Annotated in this window: 13 protein-coding genes and 1 tRNA gene; 10 read left to right on the top strand and 4 right to left on the bottom strand. The window is 61.9% G+C overall.

The genetic code is table 11. The features are described 5' to 3' along the window. Positions 1 to 110 precede the first annotated feature (110 nt). A complete protein-coding gene (locus IFU31_RS06460) occupies positions 111 to 1,190 on the top strand; it encodes an MBL fold metallo-hydrolase (protein WP_192102565.1) in 1,080 nt (359 codons plus the stop codon). A 12-nt stretch (positions 1,191 to 1,202) separates the two neighbouring features. Here the strand turns inward: IFU31_RS06460 and IFU31_RS06455 are convergent, their stop codons facing one another. Together IFU31_RS06455 and IFU31_RS06450 are read right to left on the bottom strand one after the other, a co-directional pair. Next, positions 1,203 to 2,114, bottom strand: coding sequence for a formate/nitrite transporter family protein (locus IFU31_RS06455; protein WP_192054538.1), 912 nt, complete (start codon positions 2,112 to 2,114; stop codon positions 1,203 to 1,205). A 104-nt stretch (positions 2,115 to 2,218) separates the two neighbouring features. Further along, a complete protein-coding gene (locus tag IFU31_RS06450) occupies positions 2,219 to 3,100 on the bottom strand; it encodes an alpha/beta hydrolase (RefSeq protein ID WP_192102564.1) in 882 nt (293 codons plus the stop codon). A 219-nt stretch (positions 3,101 to 3,319) separates the two neighbouring features. Between IFU31_RS06450 and IFU31_RS06445 the strand changes: the two genes are divergently transcribed. The 8 genes from IFU31_RS06445 (at position 3,320) to IFU31_RS06410 (ending at position 12,042) form a co-directional block, all read left to right on the top strand. Then, positions 3,320 to 4,303, top strand: coding sequence for a 2-hydroxyacid dehydrogenase (locus IFU31_RS06445; protein ID WP_192102563.1), 984 nt, complete (start codon positions 3,320 to 3,322; stop codon positions 4,301 to 4,303). Between the two features lie 206 nt (positions 4,304 to 4,509). Continuing rightward, positions 4,510 to 6,447, top strand: a complete 1,938-nt coding sequence (locus tag IFU31_RS06440; RefSeq protein ID WP_192102562.1) for a flavin monoamine oxidase family protein — start codon at positions 4,510 to 4,512, stop codon at positions 6,445 to 6,447. 129 nt (positions 6,448 to 6,576) lie between these two features. After that, complete coding sequence (locus IFU31_RS06435) at positions 6,577 to 7,470, top strand: nitrilase family protein (RefSeq protein WP_185795110.1); 894 nt, start codon at positions 6,577 to 6,579, stop codon at positions 7,468 to 7,470. Positions 7,471 to 7,482: 12 nt separating this feature from the next. Beyond that, positions 7,483 to 8,673, top strand: coding sequence for a hypothetical protein (locus IFU31_RS06430; protein ID WP_122474935.1), 1,191 nt, complete (start codon positions 7,483 to 7,485; stop codon positions 8,671 to 8,673). 13 nt (positions 8,674 to 8,686) lie between these two features. Further along, positions 8,687 to 9,673 carry an asparaginase gene (locus IFU31_RS06425; protein WP_192102561.1) on the top strand — a complete coding sequence of 329 codons (987 nt, stop codon included), beginning with the start codon at positions 8,687 to 8,689 and terminating at the stop codon, positions 9,671 to 9,673. An 80-nt stretch (positions 9,674 to 9,753) separates the two neighbouring features. Continuing rightward, positions 9,754 to 10,422 carry a UPF0149 family protein gene (locus IFU31_RS06420; protein ID WP_192102560.1) on the top strand — a complete coding sequence of 223 codons (669 nt, stop codon included), beginning with the start codon at positions 9,754 to 9,756 and terminating at the stop codon, positions 10,420 to 10,422. A gap of 104 nt (positions 10,423 to 10,526) precedes the next feature. Continuing rightward, positions 10,527 to 10,603, top strand: a tRNA-Val gene (locus tag IFU31_RS06415). A gap of 146 nt (positions 10,604 to 10,749) precedes the next feature. Further along, positions 10,750 to 12,042 carry a sensor histidine kinase gene (locus tag IFU31_RS06410; RefSeq protein ID WP_185795113.1) on the top strand — a complete coding sequence of 431 codons (1,293 nt, stop codon included), beginning with the start codon at positions 10,750 to 10,752 and terminating at the stop codon, positions 12,040 to 12,042. 250 nt (positions 12,043 to 12,292) lie between these two features. Here the strand turns inward: IFU31_RS06410 and IFU31_RS06405 are convergent, their stop codons facing one another. Together IFU31_RS06405 and ampC are read right to left on the bottom strand one after the other, a co-directional pair. Then, a complete protein-coding gene (locus IFU31_RS06405) occupies positions 12,293 to 12,853 on the bottom strand; it encodes a hypothetical protein (protein WP_192058745.1) in 561 nt (186 codons plus the stop codon). A 73-nt stretch (positions 12,854 to 12,926) separates the two neighbouring features. Continuing rightward, complete coding sequence (gene ampC, locus IFU31_RS06400; protein WP_446731025.1) at positions 12,927 to 14,066, bottom strand: class C beta-lactamase; 1,140 nt, start codon at positions 14,064 to 14,066, stop codon at positions 12,927 to 12,929. A gap of 133 nt (positions 14,067 to 14,199) precedes the next feature. Here ampC and IFU31_RS06395 point away from each other — a divergent pair, with 133 nt between their 5' ends. After that, positions 14,200 to 14,574 carry a c-type cytochrome gene (locus IFU31_RS06395; protein ID WP_192102558.1) on the top strand — a complete coding sequence of 125 codons (375 nt, stop codon included), beginning with the start codon at positions 14,200 to 14,202 and terminating at the stop codon, positions 14,572 to 14,574. The last annotated feature ends 625 nt before the right edge of the window (positions 14,575 to 15,199 follow it).

The raw sequence follows: 15,199 nt of genomic DNA, 5'->3' as shown, positions 1-15,199 counted from the left end.
CGACCAAGCGCCGATGCAGGCACCTTCTCGGCGCTCCGGGCCGACCACGGGCTTTTCACGCCAGGCCGAAAGCGTATGCTGTAGCACGCATCTTCCAGCCAGAGGGCTGCATGAATATTCCACTGCTTTTCGGAGTGCTTGCGCTTATGACGTCGTTTTCACCTAACGCCGAAGAACTGCCAGGCTCGTTGCGCGAGGACGGCCAGTATCGCAATCAGGTGGTCCTGCCCAAGGACGGCTTCATGAAGAAGCTGCGCATCGGCATCAAGTACCTGCTGTTGAGCAAGCCGCCAGGCACCCGCCCGCAGGCCGCATTGCCGGTCGAACGCCTGTCTCGCCAGCAACTGCTGGCGGCGCCGGACCACAGCCTGTGGCGGTTGGGGCACTCGACCGTGCTGCTGAAGATGAATGGCCAGTTCCTGGTGACCGACCCGGTCTTTTCCGAGCGCGCCTCGCCTGTGCAGTGGGCGGGCCCGTTGCGCTTCCATCAGCCACCGATCAGCATCGCCGACCTGCCGCCGATCAAGGCCGTCATCCTCTCCCACGACCACTACGACCATCTGGACGAGCAGGCGATCAAGGCGCTGGCAGACAAGACCGAATACTTCCTGACCACCCTGGGCGTGGGCGACCGCCTGCTCGACTGGGGCGTGCCCGCCAGCAAGGTGCGTCAGCTGGACTGGTGGCAGGAAACCGAAGTGGGCGGGTTGCGTCTGGTGGCGACCCCATCGCAGCATTTCTCCGGGCGCAGCCTGTTCGACAGCAACAGCACGCTATGGGCATCGTGGGTGATCATCGACAAAGACTTCCGGCTGTTCTTCAGCGGCGATACCGGTTACTTCCCGGGCTTCAAGCAGATCGGCGAACGGTTCGGGCCCTTCGACCTTACCCTGATGGAAACCGGTGCCTACAACGTCGCCTGGCCGAACGTGCACATGCAGCCCGAAGAATCCCTGCAGGCGCACCTGGACCTGCGCGGCAAGACGCTGCTGCCGATCCACAATGGGACCTTCGACCTTTCGATACACGATTGGCACGAACCTTTCGATCGCATCAGCGCACTTGCGCAGGCCAAGAGCGTGCCGTTGAGCACGCCGCGCATGGGGGAGCGGGTCGACATGCGCAATCCCCAGGCCGGTGTGCACTGGTGGGAGCAGGTCGACTCACCGGCCCCCGTGGCTACACCCTGATGCAGCCCCGGCTCAGGCGTCGGCGTTGGGTTCCTTGCGCGCCTTGCCCTGCCCATCGTCCTTGGGCGGCAGGCCACTTTCGCTTCTGATCTGGGCATGGCTGATCAAGGCGAAAATGAAGCTGCCGCCAATGATGTTGCCGGCCAGCGTCGGTGCGGCAAAGTCGAGCCAGAAGGCTTTCCAGTCCAGCTCGCCGGCCCATACCAGGTAGGAAACCTCTGCCGAACCCACGACGATGTGGGTGAAATCGCCCAATGCCATCAGGTAGGTGACCAGGATGATGATCCACATCTTGGCGCTTTCCTGCGAAGGAATCATCCAGACCATGGTGGCGATCATCCAGCCCGAAATGATGCCTTTGGAAAACATCTGCGACAGGTCGTTTTCCATCACCTTGCGGCCGATGTCGAGAAAGGCGACATCGGTCTTGGCATCGAAGATCGGCAAATGAAGCATGACGTAGGACACCAGCAAGGTCCCCGCCAGGTTACCCGCCAGGACCACGCCCCATAGTTTGAACAGCCGGCCGAAATTGCTCAGGCTCGGCTTGCTCATGATCGGCAATACGGCCGTCAGGGTGTTTTCAGTGAACAGTTGCTGGCGCGCCAGGATCACTGCAAGAAAACCGGCCGAGTAGCCCAGGCTGGCAATGACCTTGCTGGTTTCGCCATCGGGCAGGCGTGAATTGAACAGACCCATGGCCATCAGCGACAGGCCCATGGTCAGTCCGGCGGCCAGGGCCGACCACCACAGGGCGGCTACCGTACGTTCGAGTTCGTGGTCGCCCTGTATACGAATGGTTTCATGCAGCACCGCCGCACGGGGCGGTTGATTCTCATGGACCTCGGCTTTTTCGTCGGCCGACAGGCCAGGGGTCTTGCCGTCTTCTTCAGAGGCATCAAGGCTGGGTTCGTGCTTTTCCATGGAGGTTCCTGCGAATGCGCTGGCGCGCGTGCCCGGTGCACGGCTGCCACAGCACAGACCTTCAGGGCGCTGAATAAGTTGCGTCACCCCACGCTTTGCGTCCACTACAGACCGAACACCTCACGCAGCGCCTCGGCGTAGGCCTGGCTACCCAACGTCATGCTGTTGTTGTGCGTGCCACCTGGTACCAGCAGCAAGCGTTTGGGCTGGGCAGCGGCATCGAACAGTTCCTGGCTGAAACGCGGCGGTACATAGCGGTCGTCCAGGCCATGAACGATAAGCACCGGTATCCCGATGTCGCCGATCTTGTCGATGGAGTCGAACTTCTCCGACATGATCCAGCGCACCGGCAGCGACGTATTGGCCACGGCCGCTGCGGCAGCGGCCAGATCGGTGAAGGTAGACTCCACGATCAGCCCGGCCGCCTTGGGCTCGTCACCTTCGGCCAGATGCTCGGCCAGATCCACGGCGATCGCACCGCCCAGCGAATGGCCATAGATGAATCGGCGCTCGGCGTTGGGCTGAAACTGCACCAGCCGTGCCCAGGCAGCCTGGGCGTCCTGGTACACGGTGCGCTCCGACGGCAACTCGCCGGGGCTTTCGCCGAAACCGCGGTAGTCGATGGCCAGCACCGAGAAGCCCAGCTCGCGCAGCTGACTGATGCGCCGCACTTGTGCCGTCAGGTTCCAGCGGGTGCCATGCAGATACAGCACCGCCGGCGCATCGGCGCGCGATGCCGGCCACCACCAGGCGTGCAGGTACTGGGTGCTGCTCAAGGCTTTCTCGACCGGAATCTGCAGCTCGGTCACCCCGGAAGGCAGTCCCGAGTACCAGCTCGCCGTGCCTGGTTCGATGTTGAACAGCAATTGCCGCTCCTTATAGGCCAGTTGCGAGCAGCCATACGGCAAGCCGATACCTATCGCCAGAGCCAGCAGCAGAAAGGGAAGCCAGCGCCGACGACGGGGCGCGGTGGTAGGTGTTGCCATGCATGCACACTCCAGACGGGTCTCTTCACTGGACCGGAACGCACTGCAGGCTGTTCATTGCAAATTGATTTCAAGCGGTGTCAGGTACCGTTCGGGACGGTTGCCCGGTGCCCAATGCACACGCTCTATTGCCATGACCGAGCCGATATTCTACTGTCCGCCGACTACCGATGTTTGCGCTACCATTGCGGGCAGCGTTTCAACACAAGAGGGCGACACATGAAAATCGTGATGGTGGGAGAGGCCGCGACACACCGCGAGATGCTTGCCGCAGGCTTGGACTGCCCGGCGCAGTTCGTTGCGCTGCCCCGTGAGGCCCATGAATCGGCTGCCTGGGACGCGCAGATCGAAGGCGCCGACGTGCTGGTCTCGATGCGCTTCCAGCGTACTGGCCCCGCGCCGGCGTTCCGCCTGTTGCAGGTACCCGGCGCCGGCCTGGATGGCATCGACTTCGCAGCGCTGCCGCTCGGTGCCACTGTCTGCAATGTGTTCGAACATGAAATCCCCATGGCTGAATACGCCCTGGCTTGCATGCTCGAACACCAGATCGAGCTGGCGGATCTTCGTGCGCGCTTCAGTACCGAACACTGGACGGGTGCCTACCTGAAGCGTCAGCCGCGCGGCGAGCTGTTCGGCAAGACGGTCGTCATCGTCGGCTTTGGCCGAATCGGCCAGGCTGTTGCCACCCGTGCCCAAGCTTTCGGCCTGCGCATCATCGCCATTTCCGCTCGCGCCGAAGGCGGACGGGTCGACGGCCCTATGGATGAGGCGTACACACCCGGCGAACTCGACCAGGCGCTCTCGCGTGCCGATTTCGTCATCCTCACCTGCCCGTTGAACGAGCGCACCCGCGGTTCATTCGGCGCTGCGCAGTTTGCCGCGATGCGCCATGATGCCGTGTTGATCAACATCGCCCGCGCCGCCGTGGTCGATGAGGATGCGTTGTACCACGCCCTGCGCGACAACCTCATCGCCAAGGCCTACCTGGATGTCTGGTACCGCTATCCCAGCGGCGACACCGACCCGGTCGCACCCGCTCACCACCGCTTCGAAGACCTGTCCAATGCCTACTGCACGCCCCACGCCTCCGGCTGGACCCAGGGCCTGTTCGAACGCCGCTACGCCTTCATCGCCGCCAACATCAACCGCCTGCACCAAGGCCAGCCCCTCCAGAACGTCGTTACAAACCCCCGTCCCGTCTAACACCCGACGCGGCGACACACCCGGCCCCCTGTAGCAGCGGCGCGAGCCGCGTCCGGCCACACCGCAGCTTCCCTGAACCACCGCACCTGCTTCCCACATACGCCCCAAATCCTTCCTACACCGCAGCCCCCCAATCCCTCTGCCTGGACGCACCACGGCTTCGCACACTGACGCCTCCTCAATCCGACCGACAAGGACTGTCATTCATGACCATTGGCTCATCCCACAACCATCCCGCCGACATCGCAGCCGCCGTGCAGAACCCCGCCAGCCTGCCGTGGGCGGCCCGCTTTCCCAACCCTCCGGATCTATGCTTCGACTATCGCCGCCTGCTCGAACAAACCGGGGGCATCGCTCACGCAGGTAACGCACAACACCGCATCTGCATCATTGGCGCGGGCGTCGCAGGGTTGGTGGCAGCTCGCGAACTGCTGCGCTGTGGCTTCGAACGCATCACCTTGATCGAGCAGTCGCGCCGCCTCGGCGGACGTCACCTCACCGTGCAGGTCGACAGCCCTCAATCCACGCCCTCGACGCCTTTCGAAATGGGCGCCATGCGCATGCCCTTTTTCAATCGCACCGGCGAGGCGCCTGTAGACGGCCGCTCATTGATGGCCTACTACACAGGCCTGTACGATCTCAAGACCTCAGACTTCCCGAATCCCGGCACGCCCTTCGTACACTCCACCGGCATCTATCTGCACGAAGGTCGCCTGGCAGGGGAAACCGAACCCCAACTGCTGATCTGGAACAATCCCGACGGCAGCACACCGCCACCTACCGCCGTGCTGCAAGCCGTCTACCAGAAATGGAAGCTGTTCGCCGAGCGAATGGCGATGCAGGTCGCCGCCGTGTTCGGCAGTCAACAGTGGCCCGCCTTGTGGTCTGCGATTGTCACGCGCTACCAGCATGTAGCGTTCCGCGAGCTGGTTCGCGCTCCTTGCGTACCCACTTGGGATCCCAGCCGGCCGGGCGACTTCGGTGGTCTAGGCATGTCGGCCGCCGAATCGTCGATCTTCTACGCCATCGGCATAGGCGATGGCAGTTGGGGCGCTTTCTACGACGTGTGCAGCCTTTATCCACTGCGCACCGCGATATTCGGCTTCAGCAGCCATTTGCAATTGGTACACGGCCGTGTCGATGGCCAGGGTATGCCGCTACCAGCCCCGTTCCTCACCGAGCATGCCGTGACCGACTCCAAAGGTGTGGCGTTCGCCACACCTCGCTACCTGGGTCTGGCTGCATTGGATGAGTGTCTGATGTTCATGCCGCTGGGGGAGGGGGCTCGCTCGCCTTACGAACGATTGCGCGAGCAGCCTGCTGGCCTGATCACCGACAGCCCGGTGAACAGCCTCACGCGACTGGCCGACGGCAGCATAGAAGTGGGTTACCGCTGGCACCAAAGCGACGCGCTGGCCAGCCGGCAGGTGAAACAGAGCTTCGACTCGGTGATCGTCACGGTGCCCTCCTGGATCCTCGAAACGCGAATCCAGGTGGCTGGTTTCACCTCGGCCATGCTGCCTCAGGCCACCATCGATGCCTACAAGACCGCGCACTGGGAAACCAGCTGCAAAGTCTACGCGCCGCTGAAGAAAACCTTTCTCTCGGCCAGGCGTGACATACCGCAGATACTCGTCACCGACAGTTTCGTGCACGACGTCTATGCCTACCGCTACAACGACAACTATGCCTATGACTGCATCCTGCTCAGCTACACCTGGGAGGACGATGCGACCAAGCTGGCGGCGTTCAGCGACGCCGAGCTGGTCGACAACTGTGTGCGCGAGCTGGACCGCATCTTGATGCGCTGCAGCAACGTCGGCACGCGCATTTCCTCATTCATCGACACGGCCAACGCACGCGTGCAGCGCTGGGTCACGGACCGCAATGCGCTGGGCTGCGCCAAGCTTTACCGGGCAGGCGCGTATCAGGATGCGGTCGGGCTCATGAGCTACAACCGCGATTACAGCCGCCTATCCGGGCTGTACCTCGCAGGTGAATCGTTTTCGGTCGACGCCGGCTGGACCGAACCGGCCATGCGTGGCGCCGTGGACGCGGTGATCAACCTCTGCGCCAACCAGGGCGCAGTCTTCAACGCCGGGTTCGACCTGTCTCATTACCCTCGGTATGGCACCGAGTCCTGAACGATTTTGTACCCTCTTGTCCTACCTGCCGGATTAATCCTACAGATGCTTGGGAAGCGTCCGGTTCTATGATCTTAACGAATGCGTTTCTATGCGGAGGCAATCCAAAAACAACAAGAAGGTGCCTCCATGTCCTCTGTTTCCGCTATCAGCCCCGTGCGGGTCGCTGTCGTTCAGTTCGATCCACAATGCGGTCTCGAGCATCGCTCGTTCAACCTCTCCCATAGCCTTCACCTGGCCCAGCGCGCGGTCGCGGGAGGCGCCCAACTGATCGTGCTGCCGGAGCTGGCCAACACCGGCTACGCCTACCGCAACCGCGAAGAAGCGTTCGCGTTGGCCGAGGCCGTGCCCGACGGCCCCAGCGCGCAGGCCTGGATCGAGTTCGCGCGCGAACATAAGGTCTATCTCGCCGCCGGCCTGGCGGAGCGCGACGGGCACAAGCTTTACGACTGCGCAATGCTGGTGGGGCCCGACGGCTTCATAGGCAAGTACCGCAAGGCTCATCTGTGGAATCTCGAAAAGCTCTGGTTCAGTCCCGGCGACCTCGGTTTTCCGGTGTTCGAAACGCCCATCGGGCGCATCGGGCTGATGATCTGCTGGGACGTCTGGTTTCCGGAAGTGCCACGCCTGCTGAGCCTGCAGGGTGCCGACATCATCTGCAGCCTGAACAACTGGGTCTGGACGCCGCCGCCGCTGTTCGACGAAACCGGCAAATGCATGGCGTCTTACCTGACCATCACTGCAGCGCACGTCAACAACACGTTCATCGCTGCAGCCAATCGCATCGGTACCGATCGCGGCGATCGCTTCCTGGGCTGTTCGTTGATTGCCGGTACCAACGGTTGGCCGCTCAGCGAGGTGGCCGGAGCCGAAGAGGAAACCATCCTCTATGCCGACGTCGACCTTGTGTCGGCACGTAGCGCGCCGATCTGGAACAGCCTCAACGATCTGCCGCGCGACCGTCGGGTCGACCTCTATGGCTCGATGCTGGGCTATGACCGTCACGCCGCGCTGCCGCGCTGAGGAGGGCTGGCCATGCAATCCTCTCTGCAAGACACACCAACCCGCGCATCCAGCGGGACTTTAACTGGCCTGTTGATGCTGTCGCTGGCCATTACCCTGACCGTCATCAGCGGCAAGCTGCTGGCCATCGACGCACTGTGGCCCAGCTATGGCGACATGATGGCTAACTTGCACCACCCAGCAGCCTGGTGGCGCTGGGTGGTGGGTGATATCAGCGAAGTCGCGTTCTACAAGCATGAGTTTGCCTCCATCGGCCTACTGGCAGGTGCGGGACTGGGCTGGTGGGCCAATCACACCGGCAAGCGCTGGCAAGGCTTCGCGATCTGCTACGGCACCGGGCTCTGGCCATGGGTGGTGACCAGCTCGCTGCTCGGCCTGGGTCTGGGCAATCTGCTCTGGGGATGGACACTTTCGGCCGATACCTGGCAGCCGACTTTCGTCGCGTTCGTGTCCATGCCGGCGGCCACGGTGCTGCTGTTCGGGCGTGGCTGGCGCGTGGCGCTTACCGGGGCCGTGATGGGCGCCGTGCTGATCACCCCGGCCTGCCTGCTGATCGTCAAGTACGTGTGTACCCCGCTGGCATTGCCAGTGGTGATCGGCAATGTTACCGGCATGGCAGTGGGCAGCGTAATCGGCTTCCTGCTGTGCAAGCGCTTCCCGGTTCTGGTCAGGCCCGACGCGGCGCCTGCGCAAGCGCCACCGGTGGTGGCTTCTCCGGCCAACTACGGCCTGCGCTGGACCTTGCGCCGTATCCTTGCGGATTTCTCCGAGGCCCCGTTCTTCGGCAACGAATGGGCCAGCCTGGGGTTGGTGCTGGGGGCGCTGCTGGCGCTGATGCTCAATCCGGCCAGTCCGTTCTACGGTTCCGGTTGGCTGTTGCAGCTGTTGGCGGCGCAAACCCTGGCCTCGGCGCTGGGTGTGCTGATCTGGCGCCGTCAATGGATTGCTCGCGGCTGGTATCCGACCTACATTCCCGTCGTCTCGGTAGCCCCCGCCGCGATTCTGGTCCATGGTGGCAGCCTGCCGGTGATCATCCTCAGTGCCGCATTGGGCGCACTGCTGGCGCCGCCCCTGGCCGTCGCCATCAGCCAGCGGCTGCCGTCCTACATGCATGGCTACATCGGCAACGTGCTGTCCATGGCAATCAGCACCGTGCTCATCCTTCCGCTGATCGGTCTGATCATCGGCAGCCCAAACCTCTGACGGAGTACCGCCCATGGCTCTACCCAGACTATCCGTAGGTGCCCTGGGCGGCACCATCAGCATGCAGACCCAGGCCACTGGGGCAGGTGTTCAACCCAGTTTGAGCGGGCAGGGCATGGTGGACCTGCTGCCCGAGTTGACGTCGCTGGCCGAGGTTCAGGTGCACACACTGAATCTGCTGCCCAGCGCCTCCTTGAGTTTCCAGGCCTTGCTCGAGGCCCTGGAGTGGGCCCGTAGCTGCATCGCGGCTGGAGCCGTCGGGGTAGTCTTGAGCCAAGGCACCGATACCCTGGAAGAAGCCGCTTTTTTCCTCGACCTGCTGTGGGATCTCGACGAACCTCTGGTACTGACGGGCGCCATGCGTGCGGCCTCGCATTGCGGTGCCGATGGCCCGGCGAACCTGCTGGCTGCAAGTCAGGTGGCGCTGGCCGAACACAGTCGCAGGCGTGGCGTGTTGGTAGTGATCAACGATCAGGTGCACGCGGCGTCCCGGGTGCGCAAGGTCGCGGCATTGGCCATGGATGCCTTCGCCTCGGCACCCTACGGGCCGATTGGCCTGATGATCGAAGGTCGGGTGCACTACGCCGCCGCGCCTGCAGCGCGCTGCTGCCTGCCGTATCCCACCCGAACCGATCACACCGTGTTGCTACTCGAAGCCACACTGGATGCAGACACCCTGCTGCTCGACAGGGTCGTCGACGCCGGGTATCGGGGCGTGGTCATTGGCGGTTTCGGCGCCGGGCATGTATCGCAGCGCTGGGCCGCCAGCCTGCACGTCATTGCCCGGCATATGCCGGTCATAGTGGCCACTCGCACGGGCAGTGGGCCAACGGCCAGCGGTAGTTACGGCTTCGCGGGAAGCGAGCTGGACCTGCAGGCGAAGGGTGCCGTGATGGGTAGATTTCTCTGCCCGCGCAAGTGTCGGATCCTGCTCTGGATGCTGGTCGGTAGCGGCCAAGAGCACGACATCAAGCGTTACCTGAGCCAATTGGACAACTGATCGGCGGCAGATCCGGGGACATCGTCCACGCTGGCGGCTACAATGCGGGCATTCTTTTTGATGACCTGATCGAGCAGACCATGGCCTACACCATCAGCAATGACGCGCTGACCGACACACAACTGGATTACGTGGAAGATGTACTGGGGCAATACGCCAGCGAAACATCGGTCGGCAGCATCTCCGAGCTAGACGGCTTTTTCACAGCCATCGTTTCGTGCCCTCAGGCAATCGCCTTCGACGACTGGTACGCGGCGCTGTGGGGAGGGCCTGATCAGTTGCCGGTCTTCAAGGATGACAAGCAGTTCGAGAAATTCTTCGACCTGCTCATCCAGCACATGAACCAGTTGGCCATGCTGCTGGAAGAAGACTTTGAAAACTTCGCGCCGATCTTCAACCTGTTCGACGACGAAGAAGTGGTCAGCGTCGAGGACTGGTGCTATGGCTACGAACGTGGGGTAGTGGTCGGTGGCAGCTGGCTCGACATGCCCGACCAGGAGCAGGACCTCCTGGCGTTGATCACGCTGCACACGCAGGGTGTCGACCTCCTCAAGCGCGACGGCTCGGGCGAGGAACTGGACGCCGAAGAGGCCATGGAGATGATCCAGATGGCCGCCATTCGTCTGCACCAGTACTGGTTCGAGCGTCGTCCGGGCAAGACGCCCATCACCGGCGAAACCAAGACGGGCCGCAACGATCCCTGCCCCTGCGGCAGCGGCAAGAAATTCAAGCAATGCTGTCTGCATTGACCTGCGCATCGAGTGCGTCCGTTGCAAGTGAGTGATTTTTTTACGATTGGCGGCAAATTGCCGTTGACAGTGGCGCCTCAATCCGTAAAATTGCGCGCCACAGCAGGCACGTAGCTCAGTTGGTTAGAGCACCACCTTGACATGGTGGGGGTCGTTGGTTCGAGTCCAATCGCGCCTACCAAACAAAATCCGCTCTGCTGGGCGGTGCAGAAGGGCGATCCGGAAGGGTCGCCCTTTTTCGTTCATGCGCAATATGCTTGCACATGCTTGCCGCCTTGGCTCGCCGCGCGCATTATCGCCAATCAATTCCTAAACCTGGCCCTTTGCATGTCCCACAGCCCGGCCCCATCGCCTATCGACGAGTCCGAACGCCTGGCTGCGCTCGAACATCTGGGTGTGCTCGACAGTGTCCCGGAGCCGGGCTTCGACGACATCGTCCAGTTGGCGACTCAGCTCTGCGGGACACCCATCGGCCTGGTTTCTCTGGTGGACCGCGAGCGTCAATGGTTCAAGGCGTGTGTCGGGCTCGACGTTTCCGAGACCCATCGCGACCTGGCGTTCTGCGCCCATGCCATCCTCGCGCCCGATACCGTGATGATCGTCCAGGACACTCATCTTGACCTGCGCTTCAAGGGCAGTCCGCTCGTGTTGGGCCCTCCCTATATTCGCTTCTATGCGGGCGCGCCGATCATCTCGCGCCAGGGCTTGGCACTGGGCACGGTGTGCGTCATCGACACCGTGCCGCGCACGCTGGATGCGGCGCAGTGCAGCGCTCTGCAGGCTCTGGCACGGCAAACGGCTGCGCAATTGGAGTTGCGCCTGCTCAACGCCGAGCGCGAGCAACAGACCCTTGCCTTGTCCCGGCAGCTCGACAACGTGCTGGGCGAGCACCAGCAAACTCTGCAGACCCTGCGCCATGCCCAACGGGTTTCCTCGCTGGGCCAATTGACCGCGGGTATCGCCCACGATTTCAACAACCTGTTGCAGGCCGTCAGTGCCAGCTTGCAGATGACTCGCCTCAAGGCACGCAAGCCCCTGGAAGTCGAACGCCTCACCGAAATCGGCCTGCAGGCGGTACGGCAGGGCGCGCAATTGATTCATCACCTGCTCGCCTTCGCCCGTCGCGAGGAGCCCAGCGTGCAGGCGGTCGTACTCGACGAGCGGATCGAGCACAACAGTGACCTGTTCGGTCGCGCGCTCGGTACGGCAACTAAGGTGCAGCTGGATCTGCAAGCGCCAGCGCAGGCGGTGATGTGCGACGCCCATCAATTGGATGCTGCGTTGCTCAACCTGCTGGTCAATGCGCGCGATGCGCTGCGCGGTGCCGGGCAGATCCGCGTGGCCACCTGTGAACGTGTCGTCTGCGGCGACGCCCAACTGGCCGACGGCACCTACCTTTGCCTGAGCGTTGCCGACGATGGGCCGGGTATCCCGGAAGACGTACTGGTACAGGTCTTCGAACCGTTCTATACCACCAAGACTGCCGGGCAGGGCACCGGGTTGGGGTTGTCGCAGGTGTACGGTTTCGCGTCGAGCGCAGAGGGTATCGCACGTATCGAGAGCCGGCTGGGCGAGGGCACAACCGTTACCCTCTGGCTACGACGCGTAGCAGCGGTATAGCGAATCACTTACACGCTGTGGCTCCAATCGCCTCTATTGCGATCACCTTCATCCCAGTAATCTAGCCTCACTAACTGAGACGAAGGATGCGACTCAGGGTCAGGGACGACCGGCCATTGCAAGGAAGCTGCTGACAGGATGTTGGAATGGCTAGACAAAAAACCCGCTTCGGCGGGTTTTTTGTTGGGCGCTGTTTTGTCCTGCGCACAGCAAACCCCCTGCCACAGCCGGGCAGGGTGGCCCGATTCCGTTACTTGCCAGTCACGATACGCTTGACCATGGCCGCATGACCCGTCTGGTCGCTGGCGCGCGAAATCACTTGGACAACCGACATGGTCGGTCCCGAGCCGGCCACGAAGGTGGTCGTCATGGTTGCGCCGCCGCCCATGGTCGCGGTGCTGTCAATTTGCTCCACGCCCAGCTTTCGCAAGGTGATACGTTTTTCCGCAGTCTTCTTGAAGTCAGGCAACGCAGTCGCCTGTTGCTTGATGAAACCTGCCGTCGCGCCCGTCAGGAACTCATCATCGTTGTCGGCGGCACGCCCACCCTTGGGAATGGGCAGTTCAGTGGTCACCACCACGCGTCTTTCGCTTTCATTCATGTACATCATGCCCTTGGCACCTGCAGCTTCGCTTTTCGGATCGGCAGGTGGCAGCGGGTTGGCGGTGTACCCCGCAGGCAGGGTGAACATGAACTTGCCGTCGAGCGTCTTGACGGTCTGCGCTTTCGGGGCGCTCGGTGCTGGCTTGGCAGCCCAGGCCACGTTGACCAGGCCCAGCGTGAAAGCGAGAAACAGGCAAGTGCGGCGCATCGACGAAACTCCAATAAGGTCAGGACTCGGATCCTACCCCAGACCCATGGGCTTGAGAACGTGCGTGAACCCCCTACTTGTCCAGTCTCTGGTCCAGTGCCTGGACCAGCTCATGAGCGAACCTGACCCGCGCTTCGTTCGGATAGTTCTTGTTCGCCAGCACCACGACGCCGATCCCTCGTGATGGGACAAACGCCACATACCCGCCAAATCCATTGGTCGACCCGGTTTTGTTGACCCATACCTTGTCCAGATGCCGCAGCGGGCTTGTGGGTTGGGTAGTCAGGGCTACTGCATTGGAGTTGCCTTGCGCCAGGGTGTCGAGCGCTACGGGATAGGCGTATTGCTCCCAGATCAGGGCTTGCGTCATGCCACCTACCCTGAAGTAGCCCCGTTGCGTGGCATCCAATGCCTCACGCAGCTTCGCAGGCAAGGCCACCGCGCCCATCTGTGCCTGAACATAATGAAGCATGTCCCGCGCACTGGACTTGAAACCATAGGCTTCCTCGGCCAGTACCGCCGGGTTCAGCCGCACCGGCTTGTCGTTCTTGTCGTAGCCCTGCGCATACAACGGCAACTGCGCAGTCGGGACATCCAGGTAAGTGTGGGCAAGGCCTAGGCCTGGGAGCAGCCTGTCGTGCATGGCCTGGCCGAACGACATTTTCATGCTCGTGGCCGCGATCATCCCGAGCAACCCAATGCTGGGGTTCGCATAGCTGCGCTGGGTGCCCGGTGCATAGGTGGGCTGCCAGTCGCGAAAGTACGTCATCAGTTGTGCAGCGTTCTGGATGTCGTCCGGCAACTGCAGAGGAAATCCGCCGGCGCTGTGGGTGCCCAGGTCGGCGAGTGACGCCTGGTCCAGCGGTGTGCCGCGCAATGTGGGCAGATACTGGCCGGGATGATCGCTCAGAGACAGCTGCCCATTGGCTTGCGCATAGGTAGCGAGGGTGGCGGTGAAGGTCTTGCTGATCGAGCCAAGCTCGAACAGTGTGTCTGCGGTAACAGGCGCCTTCGTTTCGCGCGACGCCAGCCCATAGGTGAAGAACAGCTGCTGGCGACCGTTAGTGATAGCGATCGCCATGCCTGGAATGTTGTATTGCGCCATCAACGCTGCGGCCCGGGCCTTCACCAGGCTTTCGACTGCAGGCTCCTCGGCATGGGCGCTATCGCCCGCCCATACGGTCGTGAATGCCAGAAAACCCGCAATGACCATGGCTGTGCCGGACCTGCGCATGAGTGACTCCTCTTCCATTTTTATTGGCAGTGATCACTCTGCATTATCCCGGCATCTCTCTTTGTTGTGTCAGCCGTTATGATGAGCATCTGTAACAACACTCCGAGGAAACATGAAATCAGTAACCTGCGCGCTTTTCACGCTACTGGTCGCGGTGCAGGCCAACGCCATGGCCGCGGGAGACGCCGTAGCCGGCCAGGCGACATTCGACAAGAATTGCGGTGGTTGCCACAAGGTAGGCCGCGGTGCCCAGGCCGCATTCGGCCCGCAGCTCAATGGCCTGATCGGCCGTGCGGCGGGAAGCACCGGTGACTACAGCTATTCAGCAGAGATGAAGAACTCGGGCATCGTCTGGACCACCGAGAAGATCGCCGCCTTCGTCGAGGCACCCAGCGATGTGGTGCCTGGTACCAAGATGCGCCTGTGGTGGTTCGGCAACGATCAAAAGATGGCCGACCTTCTCGAGTACCTCAAAAGCAACCCTTGAGGCAGGTACGATACGGTGGAGGCGCGGCGCGGCCCAGGTCACAAGGCAGCATCCTACAACAGCGTGGGAAACGACCTCTTTGATTGGCGGATGTGGCTTCGTATTCTCCAAACCCTTTGATGAGGGCATTGGATGTCGAAGGTAATACTGGCATTAGTGATGTGTCTGACGGGTTGCGCATCGAGCGGGGTCTATCTGGCCGACCCCATGAACCCACCCGATCCCTGGCGAAAGGGACCAGCTTCGCACCGTGAACTGCCCATGGGCGATCCCAAGCGGCAGCACGTATGCCAGGTCGAACCGAATCGGTTTGAATGCGCGCCCCTTGGTTCCTGACGTCAAACGAACGATGTCGTGAAAAGTTTTGCGAACAGGTGTTGACTCGCCGGCAAAATCTAGTAATATTCGCCTCCCGCTGACGAGCAATCGAAAGCGCAAGCGGTTGAAGTTGTTAGAGATTAGCTAAATACTTCAAAATAAACGCTTGACAGGATGTGAGGCTAGCGTAGAATGCGCGCCTCGGTTGAGACGAAAGAATCAACGCACCGCTCTTTAACAATTGAATCAAGCAATTCGTGTGGGTGCTTGTGAGTTAAGACTGTTAGTCAACAAGATTATCAGCATC

This window comes from Pseudomonas sp. CFBP 13602 (genome assembly GCF_014842725.1).
Taxonomy (GTDB): Bacteria; Pseudomonadota; Gammaproteobacteria; order Pseudomonadales; family Pseudomonadaceae; genus Aquipseudomonas; species Aquipseudomonas baltica.
Note: the sequence above shows the minus strand (reverse complement) of the source record. Positions and strands in the feature narration are given on the sequence as shown.

Bases quoted from the DNA above. Each gene is read 5' to 3' on its own strand.
- IFU31_RS06460 (WP_192102565.1), top strand. From the start codon at position 111: ATGAATATTCCACTGCTTTTCGGAGTGCTTGCGCTTATGACGTCGTTT.
- IFU31_RS06455 (WP_192054538.1), bottom strand. From the start codon at position 2,114: ATGGAAAAGCACGAACCCAGCCTTGATGCCTCTGAAGAAGACGGCAAG.
- IFU31_RS06450 (WP_192102564.1), bottom strand. From the start codon at position 3,100: ATGGCAACACCTACCACCGCGCCCCGTCGTCGGCGCTGGCTTCCCTTT.
- IFU31_RS06445 (WP_192102563.1), top strand. From the start codon at position 3,320: ATGAAAATCGTGATGGTGGGAGAGGCCGCGACACACCGCGAGATGCTT.
- IFU31_RS06440 (WP_192102562.1), top strand. From the start codon at position 4,510: ATGACCATTGGCTCATCCCACAACCATCCCGCCGACATCGCAGCCGCC.
- IFU31_RS06435 (WP_185795110.1), top strand. From the start codon at position 6,577: ATGTCCTCTGTTTCCGCTATCAGCCCCGTGCGGGTCGCTGTCGTTCAG.
- IFU31_RS06430 (WP_122474935.1), top strand. From the start codon at position 7,483: ATGCAATCCTCTCTGCAAGACACACCAACCCGCGCATCCAGCGGGACT.
- IFU31_RS06425 (WP_192102561.1), top strand. From the start codon at position 8,687: ATGGCTCTACCCAGACTATCCGTAGGTGCCCTGGGCGGCACCATCAGC.
- IFU31_RS06420 (WP_192102560.1), top strand. From the start codon at position 9,754: ATGGCCTACACCATCAGCAATGACGCGCTGACCGACACACAACTGGAT.
- IFU31_RS06410 (WP_185795113.1), top strand. From the start codon at position 10,750: ATGTCCCACAGCCCGGCCCCATCGCCTATCGACGAGTCCGAACGCCTG.
- IFU31_RS06405 (WP_192058745.1), bottom strand. From the start codon at position 12,853: ATGCGCCGCACTTGCCTGTTTCTCGCTTTCACGCTGGGCCTGGTCAAC.
- ampC (WP_446731025.1), bottom strand. From the start codon at position 14,066: ATGGTCATTGCGGGTTTTCTGGCATTCACGACCGTATGGGCGGGCGAT.
- IFU31_RS06395 (WP_192102558.1), top strand. From the start codon at position 14,200: ATGAAATCAGTAACCTGCGCGCTTTTCACGCTACTGGTCGCGGTGCAG.